This is a genomic window from Dyadobacter pollutisoli, assembly GCF_026625565.1.
In the GTDB taxonomy this organism is placed as follows: Bacteria; Bacteroidota; Bacteroidia; order Cytophagales; family Spirosomataceae; genus Dyadobacter; species Dyadobacter pollutisoli.
On record NZ_CP112998.1, the window covers coordinates 3,623,572 to 3,646,386 of the forward strand.

Here is a 22,815-nt window from a genome sequence, read left to right on the forward strand (position 1 = left end):
GCACATAATAGGAGTGATGCGCATAACTGTTTGGTCAGGTTCATGATCGTCGTTAATGCGTTTTCATTCCTTCCAGGTACACATCCAGCTTCGCGATATTTTGTTTCAATCCTTCGTCGGCCTTGAAGGTTTTTACCACCTGGATAAACTGTTCTTTCGATTCAAACAGCATGTTCCAGTTGATGAACGTCTTCTCCCCTTGTGCTTCAAACTCTATCGTCGTCAGGAATTTTGGACTGGTATTATGTTCATACACAATCTTTTTGAACGGGATTATTTCCTTGAATATACTTTTGTTCTTATAGTCGGTCCCGTCTGGCCCATGCATGACCAGGTTCCATTCGCCGCCGGGCACCATATCCATCGTAGTAATGGTATTTGTAAATCCATCCGGCCCCCACCACTTAGCAATGTGTTCAGGATTTGTCCAGGCTTCCCAAACGAGTTCGATGGGCGCATTCAGTGTCCTTGAAATATTGAGCTCGCGGCCCTCTCTGCTGGTTTTGTCATTTTCCATACTTTTCTTTTTTAAGTTTTTCTAAATATGTTTCCAAAGAGTCCAACTTACTTTCCCAATGTTGCCGGTACTGATCCACCCAGGCCGAAACTTCGCTAAGCTGGTCAAGCTGCGCCTCGCATACCCGGTCCCTGCCACGCTGCCTCACTTTCACAAGCCCGCAATCCGTCAGGATCTTGACGTGAAGCGATATGGCCTGCCGGGTAACATCAAACTTTTCGGCGATGGCATTTACATTATGGGGCTGCGAAGCAATCATATTAATGATCGCCCTGCGGGTCGGGTCGGCTATTGCCTGATATACGTCACGTCTCGTTTTCATATTGCGCAAGTAAGTGCTTGCAAATTTAAATGCAAGTATTCACTTGCGCAATTTTTTGGTGAAAAATTTTGCGAGAATGAATGAGATGCCCCGAGTAAATGGATTGGAAAGGCGGTGCAGATTATAACAATCCCTTATTCGCTAGTTTTCCGGAAATTCAATGGGGACACGCCGCTCCATTGTTTGAATGCCTTTCCAAAAGTTGCAGGGTCCGTATAACCAAGTCTGTAAGAAATTTCTGAGACGGTGAATTCGCCGTGGCGTAGCAAAGTGGAAGCCTGCTCATATTTCACGGCATCGCTCAGTTCCCGGAACGAAGTATTCTCTTTTTGTAATTTCCGCTGCAAGGTACGGGTGGTAATATTCAAAGCGATCGCAATGTTTTCCAGCTGTGGGAAATCAGATAGGTCATTACTTAGCATAACCTGTTTCACTTTTGCACTAAAACGCTCCCCCTCCTGCGAACGCTGAATTTTTTCGCGCAGCATCGTTTCAACAGCCGCATTGAGTTGCGGATTGCACCCCAGGACCGGCACTTGCAAGCTCGATTTATCAAACACAATACAGTTACCCGACCGGTTGAAAACAGGTTTACATTTAAAAATCCGTTCATGTTCGGAATGATCGGATACGGCCGGATATCTGTAAGAAACCGTCAACGGATGCACCACCCTACCCGAAAGGACTTTGATAAAATTGACCGTAGCGGCAAAAGTAATGTCCACACCATGCCTGGCTGTCTCAGGCGATATGTCGTTCCACAATTGAATGGGTTCAAAATAGAGCCTGATTTCACTTCCCTTTTCCTCAAATATAAAATCATAGAGTGCGGTAAATGTCCTGGTGAAATGAATGGTCTTTTTAAATGCGGACAATACATCGCTATCACTATACTGCAAATGTCCGGCCTGGCCAATAATGGGAGGCGTTGCTTTTTCGCCCAGGTGCAGCCCCATATTTCTATCGCCGGTAATGTGCAGCAAGGCTTCCATGATGGCAATATTCGCTTCAAGGGAAACCTTCATCTCGTGATTATCCAGATCGCACGGTTCAATGTTGCCCGCTTTGCAAATGGCGGCAACCTCGGCATCATTTTTCGACCCAAGCAGTATGAGATTTCTCATGACTGGCATGATAACCCAGTATTGCATAATTCCCTCGTATTGTGATTCTCTTTCCCGGCAATTTACAAATTTCGGGAAAGCAAACCCTCAACGCCTCGTTATGAATACGACACCTGCCACGAAAATAAATGCAATGGAAAACAAAAGATAAATGTTAAGACCGATTTCTGCCAGGCCATTCAACCCGGCAATGTTACCTGCACCGTCAAGCAGCGTACCTGCTCCGGTAATCACACCAAGCGCTCCTAGAAATTTGTTTTCATTATACAAAAACCGGCCTGCCCCCGCAAACCACACGGTTGCAAACAGCGTTTCCAATATATTCCAAAATCCTTTGGTCACAATAGTTGTAATAGTGACAAAAACGATTTCAATGGTCTCTTTTGCAGTCCCCTCAGCCGTCAGGTGCAATTGCAGCAGCGATTCCCATGCTACCGCAAGGGCGGCCGCGCCTATTGCCCCAACAACAATATAAGCAATGCCGCAAACGGTAAATGTCCCTAACCAGGGTGAGCGAAATTTGTACTGCTGATGACAATACATGATCAAGGGCAAAACAAGCAGGTAGTAGCCAAACATATCCAATATGTTAAACCAGTAAGCTGCCCTGTAATGCGTCGCATGGTAAAGAACCAGCTGCGGGTTTGAAAACGCTTCAAAGTCGTAATCAACGGAGATAACGCCTACCCCAAGGCAGGCAATGGACAATATTGCGGAAAGAATACAAATGAACCCGACGAGGACCCGATACTGCATGACTAAATATTTTAAGGTGTTTCAAAAGCGACACGTTTTGAAGTTCGCATTGCAAAATTAAACACGGCCCCAGGCAGAAGATTATGCCAAAAGCGACAAAAAAAGGGGATCAGGCGACAGCGCCCTTTCCCCTTATAAAAATCAATGCCCCGAGAAGATAAAATTGCTATTTACCCGGTGCTGCAGCCATAAACAATGGATTTACCCTGAAATACTTTTTCCCGTCAAAACTCACCGAATAGTCGGATTTAAAGTGGGTGCTTTTGAGGTAGTAGTCCGTAGTGATGATCTGCGCTCCCGAGTTGCAGGCAGCCTCAAAACTGCTTGTATCATTGATCCGGGCCTCGCGGGTGTCCGAGTCGGCGCGGGTGCGGATGATGTAGCCTTTTTTGACAAGGTCTTTGATCTCAGTGTCTTTTGGATTGTTCCGGATTGTCATCGCAGCCTCCGGTGTTCCGGGATCAGCGCAGACAAACATCGCGCGACCTTTCAGTGACGGATGTCCTGCCACGTACATATCTCTTTTTGCAGCCTTATCATCCAATAAAAAGAGGAATTTACCTTTTGCATTTTTCAATAGCGGCCAGTTGTTAGCCAGTACCGCGCTTTCCAATGTTTCATATTTGCCCCTCACATTATCAGGCATGATGATATGGTTTTTACCCAGCTTTTCGGTCAGTACTTTATCAAGTTCATCAAAATGTTTTTCGGTAAAACTCTCGCTTGAAGCCGCTTCCCCGCTCTTGGAAACATTGCCTTTGGCTTCCAACGTGATAAAAACCGGGGTATGGTCCGGATGTGCTTCCGACCATTTTCTCAGATCTTCCAGACATTCATTCAATGTTAAATAATGGCTGCGAAAATCCAGGTCGGGCACGTGCAGGATTTTAAAACCCGGCTGTTTCATTTTGCCTTCGGGGTCGTATACTTTTTGGCCTGGCGCCAGATCAAGTCCTTTTGGATGCGCATATCTTCCGCCTTTCTCATCGGGATAAATATCGATTTCCAGATTGCGGAGGCCCATATTCAGCTGATCAATGATGGCGATATGCTCGTAATCGATCTTACTGGACGCAACCGAGTCCTTTTTTTGAAACACGTTAAACAATGCGGGATCGATCGCTTCTTTGTAGCTATTGTGCGAACCAATCACCTGAATTTTGTTGATCGGCAGGTTATCGGGGTCTTCCGACTTCAAAAACGGCAGCGCAAGGGCTAAGACTAAACTTACAATTGTTTTCATAGAGAAAAATAGAGAACTGCCGGCAGCTAAATAGCTTCGGCTTTCATTAAAAGTACATCGGACAGTCGGAATACTGGCACATCAGTGGCGCGTCATTTGTTCAACATTTCGGGGTGGACGGTAAAAATCTCTGTACCGACCAGCATTTACCAGTAGTGGCTTCGGGTAAGTCTTGCCCCAAAGCCACTACTTGTACCAAAATAATGAACAGAATTTTCAGCAATCTCACCATCCAGTATTTTGCTTGTAAGGTTCACCGGTCACCACCGCGTCGATCTGGTTTTGTGGGATCGGGCGCAGGAGATGTTTGGGAGACTGAATGTTAGGGGCGCTTTCGAGGTTATGCTTTTTTACCCGCTCTACCAGTTTTCCGGTACGCACAAGGTCCCACCAGCGCATATTTTCTCCGCATAACTCACGGGCGCGCTCATCCAGGATAAAATCGAGCGTAACATCGGACGTTTTAACTTTCATCGCTTCTGCATTGCCGCTCGGGTATGCGGCCCGCTGGCGGACTGCATCAAGGTAGGGTACGGCCGCAGCTGCCTGACCGTCCATAAGCAATGCTTCTGCCGCGATCAGATAGGTTTCAGCCAGCCGGTACACGATCACAGGTCTGATCGACGGGTAATTCAAATCCGCACGCCTGGTATCGAAGTATTTGAACATTGCTGGTGACAACCTGATACTATAATTTCTGGGAGGAATGAGCAGGTAAGGAGCTGCCGCAACAGTCGCGTTGGGGCGGTCCTTGCCCGGCATATAGATCGCCGTATCACCGACGCTGAATTTCAACCCGCCCGGCTGTGCATTGGCAGGGGCCCCCGGCGGAAGCGTTGCCGGCCAGCGTGGGATAGATGCTGCATTGTTGGAGTACCAGACGGTTTGAAACGTTTTACCATAACGGGTATCATTGGTCCGGTCCGCAAAGGCAGTATCTGTCAGCCAGCGTGTGGGTACGCAGCGTATGTACGGCCTTCCGTATTTTACGTCACGTTTCATGCCTGGCTGGTTCTCATATTGTGGGACCCACATATGGTTCAGCACATTATCCGCTCCACCACTGTTATTAGGCCCATTATAAGCCAGATTGGACGTGTGTTGAACGGTCCATAATACCTCCTTACTACCTTCATTACCCTCTGCATGCACCTGACCGAAATCCGCCAACAAGCCCAGGCCCAGCGAGGCGCTGTTGGTGATGAGGTCGGTGGCAATGGTATGCGCATTTTTATAGTCATCTGCTTGGGCGGCCTTAGATCCTGCACGTGTAAGGTAAACTTTTGCCAGAAGGTGCTTCGCAGCTGCGGCGGTGGCTTTACCAGGCAACACCCCGCCCACTAACGGGCTGGCCGGGAGCGTTGCGACGGCTTCTTCCAGATCGGCAATGATAAAATCATAAATCTCCGACATTGGTGAGCGCGTAGCTGAGGTAGTGGGTAATGCCTGAAAATTCTTATTGAGCGTCACATCTCCCCAGAACTGGACGAGAATGAAGTAGTAGTTAGCCCGCAAAAATTTTGCTTCGGCTACCATCTTTTTCTTTTCTGTTTCGTCGATCCCCGTTATCACCGCAGCATTGTCCACCAGCCCATTGCAGGTGTTGATGAAAGTGTAACAGTTAGTCCAGGTGTTGGTTACCTGGCCATTGTTGGGCAAATAATTACTGTTGTATTTATTAATGTTGTTGTTCCCGTCCTGACCGGTAAAAAACTCGTCGGTACCTATCACTGTAATTGTAAACAGATCCTGATTTCCCCAGAACATACGGGTTCCTGCATACGCGGCATCCAATCCTGACTTGAATCCTTGTGCTGTACTAAAAAAGGCCGGTGTCAGAATGGATTTCGGTTCTTCTGTGAGCCTGTCTTCGCAGGAAGGTAACAGGCCAAATGCGAGCGCACTAACCATTGCTATGAATAATATTTTTTTCATCGATCGTATTCTTAATATTTATAAAATATTGTATTTCAAAAGGATACATTAATACCAAGTAGCATGGAATATGTCGCGGGCGTATCTACATTGATCGAGCCACCCTCTGGGTCGATTCCGTTGTATTTGTTGCGATAGGGCGAAAAAAGGATAAAGGCGTCATTTGCGGTTGCATAGAGCCGTACCGATTTACAATGGATGCGCTTCAACAGCCCCTGAGGTAAATTATAGCCCAGGCTAAGGCTCCTGATTTTCAGGAAACTTGCATTGAAATACCCCATCGTGGAATTGAATGGTGTATTGGTAGCCGCCGAGTTCGGTTTCGGATAATAGTTCTGGCCGTTGGTTGGTGTCCAGTAATCAACCACCAGGTTGTTATAGTTACCCTGAAAAGTATTGGCAAAGCCACTGTTGTGCATCCGGCTGATCAGCAGCCCTCCTACCCTTGCAAAACCTACCACCGTAAAATCGAATCCTTTGAAAGCAACCCGGTTGGTAAACCCGCCCTGCCATTTGGCCTGCTGGGAGCCTACGATCACCCGATCATTGGCATTGATCACCTCGTCGCCATTGGTATTGTCAACCTTGATCGTACCAATCACCGAGCCGGTCCCGGTGACCGACAAGCCCAATTTTTTGGCCGCTGCAGTGTCCGCAGCAGTATTCTGCCAGATCCCGGTTTTTTTATAGTCAAAAATGGTCCCCACAGGCTCGCCGACAAACCAGTTGTTGGTAATGTCACGCGTTACTTTATTGGCCAATTGCACGATTTTTCCACGGTTCAGGAAAAAGTTGAGATCCGTAGTCCAACTAAATTTGTCCCGTCCATTACCAGGTATATTGACCAGGCTCAACTGAATTTCCAGACCCTGGTTTTCCGTTTTGCCCACGTTGGTAAGAATGGAGTTGGGTATACCCGATGTTGGCGGCAAGTTCTGCGGCAATAGCAGGTTATTGGTTTTCTGCTGATAGTATTCAACCGAACCGCTGATCCGGTTACCACGCAATCCAAAATCAACCCCTACATTAAATGAGCTGGTATACTCCCATTCAAGCGACGGGTTGGGTGTGTTGGTCGGATATGCCCCGGTCACATTCGTCGAACCGTAGTTATAAACCAGTGGCGTCAGCTTTCCCAATGTTGAATAAGGACTGATCCCCTGGTTACCGACGGTACCGTAGCTCGCCCGCAGTTTGAGGGTTGTAATGTCAGCCATTGTTTTCATGAATGGCTCCTCGCTCAGGTTCCAGGCCACCGCCGCCGATGGAAATACGTGAAACTTGTTACCGGGCGCAAGCCGGGAGGAACCGTCCGAACGCATGGTCAGCGTCACGAGGTACTTATCATTGAATCCATAGTTCAAGCGGCCCATGTAAGAAATGATCGCCCATTTCTCATAATTACCAGTTCCCGCCAGGTTTGCTCCCAGCTGGGGATTGGTATTTTCCAGGACATCGGCCAGGATCGTATTGTTATTGAACTCATTGGTCTGGTTTTGCGACTCCTGCAAACTATACAATCCAGTAAAATTGAATTTATGACGACCGGCGACTGTCTTGTCGTAAATGATCATATTTTCAATGGTATAATCCGTACGGAAACCTGTGCTGTTGCGGGAGGTAGACAAGCCTCCGAGGTTGTTGGAGGTTGCGCTTCCGTAAAAATTCCCGTACACATCCGTGCGTACCTCAGCCCCTGCATTGAAGCGGTATCTCAACCCTTTTGCGAGCGTTATATCAGCGTAAAGCGTTGTGAAAGTCCCCAGTCGGCGCCTGTTTTCAACCACGGCCCCGTCGATGAAATTGGCGAGCGGGTTCCAGACCTGGTTAGCACTGCCGCGTACGAAACCCCACAGGTTCCCATTGGCATCGTACGGGGTCGTTAATGGGCTTGCCCGCAGTACCTGGCCCATCGGATTTGCATTTTCGCCTTCGATCCGGGTAAAAGTGTTGATTGAACTAAGGCCTACCTTCATAAATTTTGCAAGCTGCTGATCGACGCTCAATTTAGCAGCAAAACGGTCGAAACCCTGACCAGGATAAATGCCGGTTTCTTTAAAATAACCACCTGAAAATGCGTATTGAGTTTTCCCCGTTCCACCTGATACACTCACCTGGTGGTTGGTCATAATACCGGTTTTGTAAATAAGGTCCTGCCAATCAGTGCTGCGGTTCATATTAATGGATTCCACCTCCTGCGGATCGAAAGTGCCATCGGTCATGAACTTTGGATCATCAAGCCCCGAATAAGTCCCAGGTGCAGTACCGTTTATTCTTGACCATTTCTTTAGATCGCGAAACTGCGGACCGTTCATAATATGGAACTTGCCCAGGTTTTTGGTAACACCCACATAACCGCTATACGAAACCTGCAATGCACCTTCCTTCCCTCTCTTGGTAGTCACAAGTATAACCCCATTGGCTCCGCGAGAGCCGTAGATTGCTGTCGAGGAAGCATCCTTTAATATTTCTACTGATACCACGTCATCCGGGTTCAAATCGTTGATACTGCCATTGAATGGAAGGCCGTCGACTACGAACAGCGGGTCATTACCCGCACCCAGCGAACGGTTACCCCTGATCCTGATCACCGGCGGCGAGCCGGGCTTGCTATTGCCTCCGTTTTTTTGAATGTCGATCCCGGCAGCCCTTCCCTGCAATGCTTCCGACAAGTTGGTTACCGGCACATCACGAAGCGATTGTTCATTGACAGACGCGATTGCACCCGTGATATCAGACTTTCTTTGTGTACCATAGCCTACCACTACAACCTCTTCGAGCGCTTTGGTATCTACTTTCAATGTCACATCCAGTTTCGACCTGTTTCCTATTTGAATCTCCTGAGAAAGATAACCCACAAAGGAGAAAACGAGCACAGCTTTGCTATCAGGCACATCCAGGTGGAAATTCCCGCTCTCGTCCGTCGTTGTGCCACGCTGACTGTCCTTTAACAAAACACTTACACCAGGTAATCCGTCGCCCCGCTCGTCGGTAACCCGGCCTTGTATACGAATGTCGGGCAGGCGGTAATCGACAATTTTGGATACCTGTCCTGCTGCGCTGGATTTGCCGGCCATACTGTTCCGGAACTCCGCAGACTGATCTTTCCGAAGCAGCGGTATCATACCCTGTTGAGGATGTTGCAAGTCTTTTTTCCTGATCACAACCATTTTATCGATGATCGAATATTGCAGGGATTCATTGCGCAGCAGTAGGTCCAGTGTTTGAGTAACCGGCGCATTCCGGACCGAAATACTAACCTTTTTGGATGCATCCAGAATCTGGTTCTCATACCAGAAAATGTATCCTGTCTGGTTTTTAATTTCTTTAAAAACCTTTTGCAGCGATATGTTTTTCTTCGATAAAGTGATGGTCTGCGCATTTCCCTCTGCGAATACATGTATGCATGCGCAAGCGATCAGGAAGGCTGTAATTTTGATCCGCATAACGATTCGTTTTTTAATGATCGGGTCCAGCCAGATCAGCGTCGGGTATTTCGCGGAACCATTTCCGGAAAGCCGGCCTGTTTTTTGGGCAACAAAAGTGCCGTAAGTACAAAAATTCATACCTTTACTTCGTTTGGGTTAAATGAAAAAACAATCTGTGGAAAGATTTTTTTGCCGTCTCGGCGGCACCGCATTTGATCCTGAACTGCCATCTTCAGGGATGGCGCCACCGGAAGTGCTGGTAACACTTCCGGTTTTTTTGTTCAGGGAGTTACCAGAATGACTTTGTTTTTAATTTCAAAATGGATATTGTTGATTTCCAGCACTTTCAATACGCCCGATAAGTTTGATTTCCGGGAGATACCACCGGTAAACAAGCGACGCGGGATTTCGCCCTGATACTCCACCCGCACATCATACCACCGTCCTATCTGCCGCATAATGGTTTCAATGTCAGCGTCCTCGAAGGAAATAATGCCGTTTTTCCAGGAGATAGACTCGGCCGCATCGATATTGTCCCGAACCAGAAAACCCTTATCACGATCGTACACGCATTGCTGCCCCGGTTTTAGTAAACTACTGTTTTTCGTCCCGGCTTTGGTCACCCGAACACTCCCTTCCAGCAAGGTAGTCTTGATAACCTGCTCCTCGTGATAGGCCATAATATTAAAATGAGTCCCCAATACTTCCACCGTTTCCCGGTCGTTGACATTGATGCGGAAAGGTACCGACCTGCCATTTGCCTTGACTTTGGCCACCTCAAAATAACCTTCTCCCGAAAGACTGACGAGCCTTTCCTTTCCATCGAAAGCAGTAGAATACCTCAGCGATGATGACGCATTGAGCCATACCTTACTTCCATCAGGCAGTACTACCCTGAACTGCCCTCCTCTCGGGGTTGAAATGGTGTGGTAGGTAAGTTTATCGGTTGCGATGGGTTGCTTCACCTCGTAGATCAGCTCGCCGTCTTTTTTCCGAATGTTAAAATGATGTTCTTGTTTAAGGGCACCGTCTGCGAGTTCGTCAAGTTTCAGCACTGAACCGTCGCCCAAAGTAAGCGTTGCTTTGTCACCTCCGGGTGCCACGTCGCGGGTAATGGCAGCAACGGGAGGTTCCTGTACCTGCTTTTTGTTGGTAGTCATAAAGTAGGCACCTGCCCCCAGGAAGAGAAGAACAAGCGCGGCGGCAATGGATGGCCTGAACAGCCAGAATCTTTTCCGGTATTCGGAACGGTCAATTTTCTCGCGGATATTTGCCAGCAGACGGTCACGATGCGCTGCTTCGCTTACCGCGAGCGATTCGGGAATATGTACGTCGTCGTTCTGGTCCCGATTGTACCAGTCGGCAAATTCCTGTCGTTCGTCGGGTGTGATCGTACCGGACAGCCATTTTCCGGCCAGGTGAAGATATCGTGCGTCGGGTGGTTTTAAAGACATTGGTTCAAAGGCTTTTTCTATAAGTTCCTTTTAACAGGCCTGTCCCTTAGTCCGCGACAAAAAAAATGTATTATTTTTTTAAAAAATTTAACTCAATAGCGAATGCGCTATAAAAGGAAGGAGAAAAGAAATTGGTTCAGACCTATCCGAAGGGTTTTGAGTGCCTTGCCCATGTGGGCTTCCACCGTTTTTTCAGAAATGCCCAGTTCTTCGGCAATCTGCTTCTGCGAATATCCCGCGTCTCGGCTCAATTGGTAAACCAACCTGCATTTTTCGGGCAACTCAGCCACCAGGTCGCTGAGCCTTTGTTGCAACTCTTCGAATTCCAGCCATTGCTGGGTTGAATCGTCGATCAGATTGTATTGATGCAGGCGGTCGTCGGCGAACCTGTTTTTCAGGTTCCGTTTGGCCAGGGATTTGATCACCCGGTATTTAACAGAAACAGCCAGGTAATTTTTGAGAGAAGAAGTTAATTCGAGTTCAAGCTTTCGGTTCCAGAGCGAAACAAATATGTCCTGTACAATTTCCTCCGCTTCATCCAGATCGCCCGTTTTGTTCGTAGCTATGACCAGTAATGTTTTCCAGTAACGGTTGTATATCGCTGTAAACCCACTCTCCATCCCTGACTTCATAAGATCAAGCAGTTCAGAATCGGTGAGTTGTGCTAGGGACATATCATTCACAAGTCTAGAATGTAATTTTATTCACAACAAACATAACAATTAATCTACAAAACCAGTATCCGTCCAGATTTGCCCTGGTAATTTCGCATTACGGAAGCGCGTCGCTAATTATGGATGAGACTAAATATCCGGCCTTCTACCCTGATTCATTGGATGCCCTTGAAGTATAAAAAAAGCACCCAGCAAAATACTGAGTGCATAGGAGTCGTCAAATATGGATCAGGTCATAAACTTGTCAAGGAGACTCTCAAAAATTCCATATATATTCAACAGACAATCAGTTATTTACAATAATCATATTTATATTTGTTTGCAGACAGTCCCTCATTGAATTGATCTGCTCGACGTCGCCGGTTCCGGTGAATTGCTGACCGGAATTTGAAATTTACCCGGTGTAGACCTGCAAAGGCATTGTGCAAATCATTGCCATATATTATACACCTGGTCGGGAAGGTTCATTACGCTTCGCATTAAACATGTGGCTTTGCTATCTCTATCCATTTATAAACATTCCCGACAATGAAACATGTTACATTTACCTTTTTTGTGCTTCTGTCCAGTATTTTTCTTGCCGCTGTGTCATGTCAGGATCACGAGATCGCTCCTCAACCGCCTACTTTGAAAACAATTGAATTTCAGTCGATAAGTTCTCCAAGGACCATCATATTCAAACTGGAACTAACTAATTCCGACGGGGTTCCGATAAAGGAGTACGGGATTCTTATGCAACCCTTAAATCTGCCACTTCCCGTTATAGACCCGTTGTACGGTGATTCCGGCGTTACGAAAATTCTTTTTGACAATCCTGCCAGTGCGGGCCTGAACAGCAAGCAGGTCCCTAATCCCGAGATACCTGTTAGCTTCTATCGGGCATTTGCAGTACTTGAATCCGGTGCAATAGTGTATGGGAACACGATTTCGGATGTCAATCAGTAATTGGAAAGACTTTTGATCCCTTTTGGGACTGATCCACAAAAAATTGAGCTACCGGACCAGTGAGATTCCTACATAAAAAAGCACCCAGCAAAAATGCTGAGTGCCTAACGTGATCCGGATGTGATTCGAACACATGACCTGCTGCTTAGAAGGCAGCTGCTCTATCCAGCTGAGCTACCGGACCAAAATGAAAAAGGCAGTGAGCAGTATCTGCATACGGCTTACTGCCTTTTTTTCTCGTCGGGAGACAGGATTCCAACGCCAGCGGGCGACCGTCCGCGACACTCTCGTCCCAAACCAGATGCGCTACCTATCATTCCTTATTACTCTCGTCGGGGAGACAGGATTCGAACCTGCGACCCTCTGGTCCCAAACCAGATGCGCTACCGGGCTGCGCCACTCCCCGAGGTATTATCAGCTCCCGATTTCGTCGGTTATAGAGCCATTTTTCCAAGTTTCAGAAAAGCCGTAGAGGAAGCGGGATTCGAACCCGCGGTACCCTTGCGAGTACGGCAGTTTAGCAAACTACTGGTTTCAGCCACTCACCCATCCCTCCTTCTTTCCGTTCTGGGTTGCAAATATAGAGGGTTGCCGTTCAGAAAAACAAACATTTCAGTAAAAAAACTTTATCAGAAGCTACAAATAGCTATTTTTGAAAAAGTTTAAATTACCCAAAGCGTTCATTATGAACTGGAATTACCCCTTTGATACCACTGAATATTTTTTTATATTTTTTTTCATTCTTGCCTACATTGCCTACATAATCCGAACAGTTCGCGTTGCCAGACAATTACAAACCACTGCCCGGACACTCATCATTAAACTCTTTTTAAGAAGCATTACTTTCTCTTTGCTGATCATTAGTCTGCTCGGCCCGTCGTTCGGGGAAGCTGACAGGGAGATTCAGGCCAAAGGCAAAGATATTTTTCTGATCGTCGACCTTTCCAAGTCCATGGACGCTGCCGATGTGACCCCGACGAGGTTGGAAAAAGTAAAATTTGAACTGAACCGATTTGTCCAGAACGAAAGGGCGAACCGCATTGGAATTATTATTTTTTCCAATGATGCATATATCCATGTTCCGCTTACTTACGACGGGACGGCGCTTGAACTCTTCATTCAGTCACTGCAAACGGATCTGCTGCCGACCAGCGGCACCAACATTTGCTCAGCCGCGGAACTGGCCTATAACAAGCTGATGAATGTTGCAGATCCTACGGGTCGTTCCAAAATGATGGTGTTTTTTACGGATGGAGAAACAAGTTCAGCGTGCAGCAGTGCGCTATACAATAACCTGCGCCGCTTCGGAATAGGTGTTTATGCAGTGGCTGTGGGCTCGAAAATTGGTATCAGCATTCAGCAGAACGGAAAGCCGTTAATGGATAAAAATGATAAGCTGGTGATCAGCAAAATGGACGAAACTTTTCTGCGGAACATGGCCAGCGCGGCCAGAGGGACATACTATGAGTTAAATAATACCAAAAACGATATTCCAAAACTGATCAACGACGTGAACATTGCGGAAGGAACGCTGGTGGATTCCCGGACGATCACGGTAGTCAGCAACAAATACTACTACTTTCTTGGTGCTGCCCTCATTTTAATTCTCCTTGATGTTTTAATTACAATAGGAACGTTCCGGTTATAAGGATCAATTCTTATTTTTGCGCTTCCAACGTGAACCGATATGACCGCACTTATTCTTTACGTCCTGCTTTGGCTTTGGGATAACCGGACATTCGACTCGATTACTAAGGCCAATGAACGCAAGCTGGAAGCTGAACGTGCTTATAATCTCAAACAATATGCGAGGTCGGCCGATTTGTACCAGCAGATCACCTATGGCTCCATATTTTCGGATCCTGCGGCCAGGCTTAATCTCGCCCATTCTTTTTACCTGAAAGGCGATTACGAGAAAGCGTTAAAGCATTATCAGTTATTAGATCAGATAGATAACAACACAATCGCGTCCATCGCAAACGGCCAGATCGCATTAATACGAGTCCTCCAAAAGGATACTGCCAGTGCGCTGGCAAGCCTGAAAACCTCACTCAGACTGGAACCAGGCAATAATCAGGCAAGAATGAATTACATTGTTTTGAAAAAGGCATTTTCAGGCGTCGAGTTTTCTCCGGAGACCAATGCAGAAAAACAAAAGGCTAAACAACAGGCCACTTCGGGCAACAATCAACCGCCTCCGCCTGAGCAAAAGCCGGAGACTCGGGAAGTGGCAGAAGATATCCAGAAAGAAGAACTCCTGAAAAGCCTGAAAGCAATGAATATGTCGGAAGATCAGGCCAGGGCCATATTGGATGCCATGAAATCAAACGAATCCCAATATATTTACCAGCTCCGAAGGAAACAGTTTAACAAAAAACCGGCACAACAGGGCGAAATAGAATGGTAATTTTACCTAAAAACCAATGAATAGCATACCAGAAACCAATTTTCAATTTCCTGGCCAGACAGGATTTTACAAAGGCAAAGTCCGGGACGTTTACTCTTTTGAAAAACGACTGGTCATGGTGGCCACAGACCGCATCTCGGCATTTGATGTCATCCTGCCAAGAGCCATTCCATATAAAGGACAGGTACTGAACCAGATAGCAGCACATTTTTTGAATGCTACTTCCGATATTGTTCCAAACTGGTTGCAGGAAGTACCTGACCCTAATGTGAGCATCGGTATCAAATGTCAGGCTTACCCGGTCGAAATGGTCGTACGCGGATACCTTGCAGGGCATGCGTGGCGGGAATATTCACTTGGAAAAAGGTCCGTTTGCGGCGTGTCACTGCCCGATGGGCTGAAAGAAAATGGCAAGCTGCCTACCCCTATCATCACTCCTACAACGAAAGCGCACGAAGGTCATGATGAGGACATCAGCCGTGAGGAAATCCTTGCGCAGGGACTGGTAAGTGAGGATGAATACGAGCATCTGGAAAGATATACACTGGCACTGTTTGCCCGTGGCACGGAAATGGCTGCAGACCAGGGATTAATCCTGGTAGACACGAAATACGAATTCGGGCAGCTGGATGGAATTATTTATCTGATTGACGAAATCCATACGCCAGACTCTTCCAGATATTTTTATCAGGATGTGTATGCGGAGAACCAAAACGCTAACCTGCCACAGAAACAGCTGAGCAAGGAATTTGTACGGGAATGGCTGATCCAGAATGGCTTCCAGGGAAAAGATGGCCAATCAGTGCCTGAAATGACCGACGAACGCGTACAGTTGATCTCAGACAGATATATTGAGTTATTTGAAAAAGTTACAGGGAATAAATTTCAAAAAAATAACCTGGATAACCCGCTGAAAAGGATTGAAGCGGCCATTTCAAGGGCATTATAACCCAATTGATCTGTTCATAATTTATTAAAACTATTGTTTTGACAAAACAAAAATCGCAATGAACTATAAACTGGAAAAAAAGGAGCAATACGTTTACATTGAATTAGAAGAAACCGCATTTGCAGACGATATTCCGGCTTCATTTGAAGAAACTGCCAAATCACTTTTCAGAGAAGACTATCACAGTCTTATCATTAATATGCAGACGGTTAAATCCGTGGACGCAGCGGGAATAACGGTTTTGAAGAAGGTCAATTGGCTATGTGCCAATGATCTGGGATTACTGGTAATTGTAACAAAAGACGACGATTTCATCGATTATCTGGAAGGGCTGAAAATCCCGGACCTGAATGTACTGCCGACCAAAGAAGAGGCGATCGACGCCGTTTTTATGAACAATCTGGAAAATGAGTTTGGGGCTGGGGACGACGATTACGATGACGAGGATTACGAAGGCGTGAGCGAGTCCAAAGAACCATAATCACTGCTTCTGACCTACACTTTTACGATATTAAAACGTCCTGCCCTGAGAAGCGGGACGTTTTTTTTGCAGTCCTTTCAGCTATTTTTATTACTTTAGTCAGAAGCGTTTTGTATTCTTTGAAGGCGTGTATAAGTGGTTTTCATGTTGCGATTTTTGTAAACAAAGCCATCAGTCTTTACACTATTATCAATATTTATATAATAATTGTAACTAAACAACCAAAAACAGGTGGGTGATAGAAAATTTTGCCATTCTCATATTAAGCCAAATATTTTTTATGATTATCTTGCGAGGCTTTACCCTATTCATACTACAATGACGGTTTAGCATTTTTTTTAAACCGCTTATTTAAATAAATTCTAATTACGAATTTGTTAATTACTCTACAATCTCGATAATGTCGCAAATGTCTGAACCAATGGTAGAAAATCAGGGACTGTACCGTCCGGAATTTGAGCATGATGCATGTGGAATAGGTTTCCGGGCTAACATCAAAGGCCGCAAGTCACACCAAATAGTGGCGGACGCCATCCACATGTTAGAACGCATGGAACACAGGGGTGCTACCGGTTTTGACCCTAACACCGGTGACGGTGCTGGTATTCTAATTCAGATTCCTCATGAGTTTTTTGTAGAAGAATGCTCTAAGATCAACTTTCAGCTGCCTCCGGCGGGTGAATACGGAGTTGGAATGATCTTTTTTCCCGGTGACGAAACCATGCGGGAAGAATGCCGTGATATCCTGAACCGCAAGATCAAAAGACTTGGCCTGCACTTACTCGGTTACAGAAAAGTACCTACGCTGAACAATACGCTGGGCGAAGGATCTCTGTCTGTGGAGCCACACGTGGAGCAGGTTTTCATTAAGCGTCCGGACGATATCACCGAAGACATTGCATTTGAAAGGAAGCTGTACATTTTGCGCCAGGTTTCTGCCAGATTGATTAAAGACACTGTAAAAGGTGGCGCGAAAAGCTTTTATTATTCATCGCTTTCCTGCCGAACCATTTCCTATAAAGGGCAGCTTACTACTGCTCAGCTTAAATATTATTTCCCCGATCTTGAAAATGAGTCGGTAGTATCTGCCCTGGCGGTAGTTCATTCACGCTTTTCAACCAATACATTCCCTTCATGGGAGCTGGCCCAACCTTTCCGTTACATCGCCCACAATGGTGAGATCAACACGGTAAAAGGTAATGTTAACTGGATCCGTGCCGGAGAAAAGTCGTTTTATTCCAAATTCTTCACAAAAGAAGAAATGGATATGATCCTTCCGATCTGCGACAGAAACCAGTCTGACTCTGCCAACCTGGACAATGCGATCGAATTGCTGCACCTTTCCGGACGCTCACTTCCTCACGTAATGATGATGCTAATCCCGGAAGCATGGGATGGCAATGAGCAAATGGATGCGGAACGTAAGGCTTTCTACGAGTACCACGCTGCGATTATGGAGCCTTGGGATGGCCCGGCCTCTATTTCATTTACCGATGGTAAAATGGTAGGCGCTACGCTTGACCGTAACGGTTTGCGTCCTTCCCGGTACTGGGTTTTGGATGACGATACCATTATTATGGCTTCCGAAGCAGGTGTACTCGATGTAGATCAGTCAAGAGTGGTTACCAAAGGCCGCCTGCAACCAGGACGCATGTTCGTAGTGGATATGGAACAAGGCCGCATCATTCCCGATGAAGAAGTGAAGGCAGCAGTTTGTTCAGGTCAGCCGTACCAACAATGGTTGGATGAAAACAAGCTGCACGTTGATCAGCTTGATCACCCGATCCGTACTTACCGTGCTTATGACGAAAATGCGTTGCTGAAACGTCAGGTTGCATTTGGATATACTTCGGAGGATTTGAGAATGATCCTGGCACCGATGGGACAAACTGGTGCAGAAGCCATTGGTTCTATGGGTACTGATGTTCCTCTGGCCGTTTTGTCGGAGCAGAGCCAACATTTGTCTACTTATTTCAAACAGCTTTTCGCCCAGGTTACCAACCCGCCGATCGACTCGATCCGTGAGCGTGCGATCATGTCATTGATCTCATTTGTAGGTGGTACCGAAAACATTCTGACCGAATCACCCAAACATTGCCGCCAGATCGCATTGCCACATCCTCTGCTTTCAGTTCAGGAATTTGACAAGCTGCGTTTTGTGGATAAAGATGGTTTCCAGGCCAAAACCATTAATACCTATTTCCGTGCTGAAGAAGGCGGAAAAGCGTTGGAAAGAGCATTGGAGCGTATCTGCCGCTATGCGACGGACGCTATTGATGACGGATTTGAAATATTGATCCTGTCCGACCGCGCCATTGACTCCGACCACGCGCCGATTCCTTCACTGCTCGCAACAGCAACCATTCACCACCACCTGATCCGTGAAGGATTGAGAGGAAAAGTAGGGTTATTGGTGGAAGCAGGTGATGTTTGGGAAACGCATCACGTAGCTACATTGATCGGATACGGAGCTGCGGGGATTTGCCCGTACATGGCATTTGAAACACTTTCAAACATGAACCATAAGGGCATGATCGAAGGTGAGTTTACAGATGAAAAACTGCATTACAATTACATTAAGGCTGTTAACAAGGAGTTATTGAAGATTTTCTCGAAAATGGGGATCTCTACCTTGCAGTCGTACCAGGGAGCACAGATTTTTGAATGTGTTGGTCTGAATAAAGATGTAGTTGACAAATATTTCACGGGAACCATTTCCCGTATCAGCGGAATGGGCATTTCTGAAATTGCAAGAGAGATTCTGGTGCGCCATCAGATCGCTTACCATGACACTGTTGACCAAAAGCCAAGGCTGGAAGTTGGGGGCGTATACCAATGGAAGCAACGCGGGGAAGCACACATTTTCAACCCGGCGTCAGTACACTTGCTGCAACAGTCGACACGTAACAACAGCTACGAACAGTTCAAGAAATTCTCGAAACTGATCGACGATCAAAGCCACAAAGCGCTGACATTGCGCGGTTTACTACGCTTCAAAAAAGGTACGCCTATTCCAATTGAAGAAGTAGAACCTGTTGAAAACATATTCAAACGCTTCGCTACCGGTGCTATGTCATTCGGTTCGATCTCGTGGGAAGCACATACTACCCTGGCGATTGCTATGAACCGCATCGGCGGAAAATCCAATTCCGGTGAAGGTGGAGAAGACGAGCTGCGTTACAACCGTTTGCCTAATGGCGACAGCATGAACTCGCAGATCAAGCAGGTTGCTTCCGGACGTTTCGGGGTGACCAGCCATTATTTGAGCAATGCAGGTGAATTGCAGATCAAAACAGCACAAGGTGCTAAACCAGGTGAAGGCGGACAGCTCCCAGGCTTCAAAGTCGACGACTGGATCGGACGTACGCGTCACTCAACGCCGGGTGTAGGGTTGATCTCTCCCCCGCCCCACCACGATATTTATTCTATCGAGGATTTGGCACAATTAATATTTGACCTTAAAAATGCCAACCGCCAGGCCCGTATCAGTGTGAAACTGGTTTCGGAAGCAGGTGTTGGAACGGTTGCTTCGGGTGTTGCCAAAGCCCACGCCGACCACATATTAATATCTGGCTACGACGGAGGTACCGGTGCATCACCATTGAGCTCCATTCGCCACGCCGGCTTGCCATGGGAACTCGGACTGGCCGAAACGCACCAGACATTGGTTCGTAACAAATTGCGCGGACGTGTGACGGTACAGGCTGACGGTCAGCTGCGTACAGGTCGCGACCTTGCTATTGCAGCAATGCTGGGTGCAGAAGAATGGGGAGTTGCTACTGCCGCATTGGTTGCAGCAGGCTGTATCATGATGCGTAAATGTCACCTTAATACCTGCCCGGTGGGTGTGGCGACACAGCGCAAGGAGTTGCGTGCACTGTTCTCCGGTAAGCCTGAACACGTGGTTAACATGTTCACATTCATGGCGGAAGAGCTGCGTGAGATTATGGCCCAGCTTGGTTTCCGTACCGTGAATGAAATGGTAGGACAAGCTCAGTACCTTGAACTTCGCAATGATATCAAGCATTGGAAATATAAAAATCTGAACTTCGACGCGATCCTCTATAAGGAAAGCGATCTTTCGGTTGCTCAATTCAAGCAGGAAGAGCAGGATCATGGTATCGATGCCATCATTGACCTCGAACTGATCAAGGCTGCGAAAGCGTCATTGGACAACCAGGAAGAAATTTACGCCGAGTTCCCGCTCAACAACCTTAACCGGTCGGTAGGAACGATGCTTTCCAACGAAATTTCTAAAAAATATGGTGGTGTTGGCCTTCCAAAAGGTAATATCCATTTCAAATTCCGCGGTACTGCCGGTCAGAGCTTTGGTGCATTCAATACCACAGGTGTTCGGCTTGAACTGGAAGGAGATGCCAATGATTATTTCGGAAAAGGGCTTTGCGGTGCTGAACTGATCGTTTATCCTGACAGAGATTCGAAATTTAAGCCAGAGGAGAACATTATCATCGGTAACGTTGCTTTCTACGGTGCCACTTCCGGCGACGCGTACATCCGCGGAACTGCGGGCGAACGTTTCTGCGTGCGTAACTCAGGTGCGAAAGTAGTAGTAGAAGGTGTGGGTGACCATGGATTGGAATACATGACCGGTGGCCTTGCCGTAATCCTCGGAGAGACTGGCCGTAACTTTGCAGCCGGTATGTCGGGTGGAGTTGCTTACGTGCTGGACAAAGCTGGCAATTTCGCTGAAAAAGTGAACATGGAAATGGTTTCTCTTGAACCGTTAAATGAGGAAGATCAAGGCATTCTGCGTGAATATCTGGACAAACACTTCCAATATACAACCAGTAACATTGCCTTCCAGTTGATCCAGAACTGGGAAGAATCCGTGAAGCAATTTGTAAAAGTGTTACCTGCCGATTTCAAAAAAGCATTGGACGGTCGCGGTATTACGCTTGCGCAGCAGATTGCGGATAAGAATGTGGTTTACAAAGACATTGTTGTTGACGTAGTTCATCAATAATAGTTTCACGCATTCAAAACGGATTTTTTAAAAATTGAATAACGATTAAATAAGAAATACAGAATGGGAAAACCAACCGGATTTTTAGAGTTTGAAAGGGAGTTGCCAAAGAAAAGAAGTGTTGATGAACGTCTTCATGACTACCGTGAAATTGAAACCGCACCGACCGACTCTAATTCCAAACAGCAGGCAGCCCGATGCATGGACTGCGGAATTCCTTTTTGCCACAATGGTTGCCCGCTGGGAAACATTATACCTGAGTTTAACGACGCAGTATATGATGAAAACTGGGCATTGGCTTACGAGATTTTGTCCTCAACCAACAATTTCCCTGAGTTCACCGGCCGTATCTGCCCTGCTCCCTGCGAGGCTTCATGCGTGCTGGGGATCAACAAGCCGGCCGTTGCCATTGAATACATTGAAAAAGCGATCATTGAAAAGGCTTTTGAACTGAATCTTGTTAAGGCCAAAATTCCAAAAACCCGCACAGGCAAAAAAGTAGCCGTGGTAGGTTCAGGACCAGCAGGACTGGCAGCTTCTAATCAGCTGAATCAGGCTGGACATACTGTTGTTTTGCTAGAAAGAGCTGACAAAATAGGTGGTTTGGTTCGCTACGGAATTCCTGATTTCAAATTGGAAAAAGGCGTTATTGACCGCAGATTGGCAGTCATGCAGGAAGAAGGAATTGAATTCCGTACCAACGTGAATGTAGGTGTGGATATCAAGGCCGACGAACTTTTGAATGAGTTTGACGCTGTGGTTCTGACCATGGGATCGACCGTTCCGAGAGATGTAAAAATCCAGGGGCGTCATTTGAAAGGTGTTCACTTCGCTATGGAGTTCCTGAGCCAGCAAAATAAGCGTGTAGCCGGAATCAATCCTGAGTTTGACCATCGCGGAGCTCCTTACGTGAACGGCCAGATCATTGCCAAAGACAAACACGTAGTAGTGATTGGTGGTGGTGATACCGGTTCTGACTGCGTTGGAACATCAGGACGTCACGGTGCAGCATCTGTCACGCAGATAGAGCTGATGCCAATTCCTCCAAAAGACCGCGACAGCAGCACCCCATGGCCAAACTGGCCGATGATGCTTCGTACCTCTACTTCTCACGAAGAGGGCTGTGACAGACATTGGTCTATCAATACCAAGGAGTTTGTAGGCGACGAGAATGGTCATTTGAAAGAACTGAAAATAGTAGATCTGGACTGGCAGAAAGACCCTGAAACGGGCCGCATGCAGATGAAAGAGGTAGAAGGCAGCGAGAGAAACATTCCTTGCCAACTGGCTTTTCTGGCAGCAGGTTTCCTTCACCCGCAACAGGAAGGATTGTTAAATGACCTTGAACTGGAATTTGACGAGCGTGGTAACATTAAAACCAATGGTTACCAGTCTACCAGCAATGAGAAAATATTTGCCGCCGGTGACTGCCGTCGCGGACAATCTCTGGTTGTTTGGGCGATCAGTGAAGGACGCGAAGCCGCACGCTCGGTGGACGAGTTCCTGATGGGCCGCTCATTCCTGGAAGCAAAGGCTGTTTCGATGTTTAACCCGGCATTTGCGCATGCATAAAATATACGTCAGGTTCTAAGCCAG

16 protein-coding genes, 3 tRNA genes and 1 pseudogene are annotated in these 22,815 nt (G+C 46.8%); 7 read left to right on the forward strand and 13 right to left on the reverse strand.

Annotated elements, in window-relative coordinates; all coding sequences use genetic code 11:
* Positions 1–52 precede the first annotated feature (52 nt).
* From ON006_RS14740 to ON006_RS14780, 10 genes and pseudogenes are all read right to left on the reverse strand, one after another.
* Positions 53–517 carry an SRPBCC family protein gene (locus ON006_RS14740; RefSeq protein ID WP_244823163.1) on the reverse strand — a complete coding sequence of 155 codons (465 nt, stop codon included), beginning with the start codon at positions 515–517 and terminating at the stop codon, positions 53–55.
* On the reverse strand, positions 507–839 hold the full coding sequence (locus tag ON006_RS14745) for an ArsR/SmtB family transcription factor (RefSeq protein ID WP_244823162.1): 333 nt from the start codon (positions 837–839) through the stop codon (positions 507–509). Before ON006_RS14745 ends, ON006_RS14740 begins: the two co-directional genes overlap by 11 nt.
* A 134-nt stretch (positions 840–973) precedes the next feature.
* The gene (locus ON006_RS14750) at positions 974–1,963 is read right to left on the reverse strand and encodes an AraC family transcriptional regulator (RefSeq protein ID WP_244823161.1); all 990 of its coding nucleotides are present in this window, start codon (positions 1,961–1,963) and stop codon (positions 974–976) included.
* Positions 1,964–2,050: 87 nt separating this feature from the next.
* Entirely contained in the window at positions 2,051–2,719 is a 669-nt protein-coding gene (locus ON006_RS14755) for a hypothetical protein (protein WP_244823160.1), read from the reverse strand.
* A 166-nt stretch (positions 2,720–2,885) separates the two neighbouring features.
* Entirely contained in the window at positions 2,886–3,962 is a 1,077-nt protein-coding gene (locus ON006_RS14760) for a phosphatidylinositol-specific phospholipase C1-like protein (RefSeq protein WP_244823159.1), read from the reverse strand.
* Positions 3,963–3,988: 26 nt separating this feature from the next.
* Positions 3,989–4,048 (reverse strand): annotated as a pseudogene (locus ON006_RS32345) (hypothetical protein); the annotation flags it as partial.
* A 139-nt stretch (positions 4,049–4,187) separates the two neighbouring features.
* On the reverse strand, positions 4,188–5,897 hold the full coding sequence (locus ON006_RS14765) for a RagB/SusD family nutrient uptake outer membrane protein (RefSeq protein WP_244823158.1): 1,710 nt from the start codon (positions 5,895–5,897) through the stop codon (positions 4,188–4,190).
* Positions 5,898–5,932: 35 nt separating this feature from the next.
* Positions 5,933–9,463 (reverse strand): TonB-dependent receptor, encoded by a 3,531-nt coding sequence (locus ON006_RS14770; protein WP_244823157.1) that lies wholly within the window; start codon positions 9,461–9,463, stop codon positions 5,933–5,935.
* Positions 9,464–9,606: 143 nt separating this feature from the next.
* Entirely contained in the window at positions 9,607–10,779 is a 1,173-nt protein-coding gene (locus tag ON006_RS14775) for a FecR family protein (protein WP_244823156.1), read from the reverse strand.
* A 107-nt stretch (positions 10,780–10,886) separates the two neighbouring features.
* Positions 10,887–11,453: an RNA polymerase sigma-70 factor gene (locus ON006_RS14780; protein WP_244823155.1), complete on the reverse strand. Its 567-nt coding sequence runs from the start codon at positions 11,451–11,453 to the stop codon at positions 10,887–10,889.
* Between the two features lie 528 nt (positions 11,454–11,981).
* Here ON006_RS14780 and ON006_RS14785 point away from each other — a divergent pair.
* Entirely contained in the window at positions 11,982–12,398 is a 417-nt protein-coding gene (locus tag ON006_RS14785; protein WP_244823154.1) for a hypothetical protein, read from the forward strand.
* 110 nt (positions 12,399–12,508) lie between these two features.
* Here the strand turns inward: ON006_RS14785 and ON006_RS14790 are convergent.
* The 3 genes from ON006_RS14790 to ON006_RS14800 all read right to left on the reverse strand — a co-directional run bounded on the left by ON006_RS14790 (position 12,509) and on the right by ON006_RS14800 (position 12,954).
* Positions 12,509–12,582 (reverse strand) — tRNA-Arg (locus tag ON006_RS14790).
* Between the two features lie 148 nt (positions 12,583–12,730).
* Positions 12,731–12,804, reverse strand: a tRNA-Pro gene (locus tag ON006_RS14795).
* A 63-nt stretch (positions 12,805–12,867) separates the two neighbouring features.
* Positions 12,868–12,954, reverse strand: a tRNA-Ser gene (locus ON006_RS14800).
* Positions 12,955–13,083: 129 nt separating this feature from the next.
* Here ON006_RS14800 and ON006_RS14805 point away from each other — a divergent pair.
* The 6 genes from ON006_RS14805 to ON006_RS14830 all read left to right on the forward strand — a co-directional run bounded on the left by ON006_RS14805 (position 13,084) and on the right by ON006_RS14830 (position 22,791).
* A complete protein-coding gene (locus ON006_RS14805; protein WP_244823153.1) occupies positions 13,084–14,046 on the forward strand; it encodes a vWA domain-containing protein in 963 nt (320 codons plus the stop codon).
* A 39-nt stretch (positions 14,047–14,085) separates the two neighbouring features.
* The gene (locus ON006_RS14810; RefSeq protein WP_244823152.1) at positions 14,086–14,805 is read left to right on the forward strand and encodes a hypothetical protein; all 720 of its coding nucleotides are present in this window, start codon (positions 14,086–14,088) and stop codon (positions 14,803–14,805) included.
* A gap of 16 nt (positions 14,806–14,821) precedes the next feature.
* On the forward strand, positions 14,822–15,754 hold the full coding sequence (locus tag ON006_RS14815) for a phosphoribosylaminoimidazolesuccinocarboxamide synthase (RefSeq protein ID WP_244823151.1): 933 nt from the start codon (positions 14,822–14,824) through the stop codon (positions 15,752–15,754).
* A gap of 58 nt (positions 15,755–15,812) precedes the next feature.
* Entirely contained in the window at positions 15,813–16,235 is a 423-nt protein-coding gene (locus ON006_RS14820; protein ID WP_244823150.1) for an STAS domain-containing protein, read from the forward strand.
* A gap of 400 nt (positions 16,236–16,635) precedes the next feature.
* Positions 16,636–21,219, forward strand: a complete 4,584-nt coding sequence (gene gltB / locus ON006_RS14825) for a glutamate synthase large subunit (protein ID WP_244823149.1) — start codon at positions 16,636–16,638, stop codon at positions 21,217–21,219.
* 63 nt (positions 21,220–21,282) lie between these two features.
* Positions 21,283–22,791: a glutamate synthase subunit beta gene (locus ON006_RS14830; RefSeq protein WP_244823148.1), complete on the forward strand. Its 1,509-nt coding sequence runs from the start codon at positions 21,283–21,285 to the stop codon at positions 22,789–22,791.
* Positions 22,792–22,815: the final 24 nt, after the last annotated feature.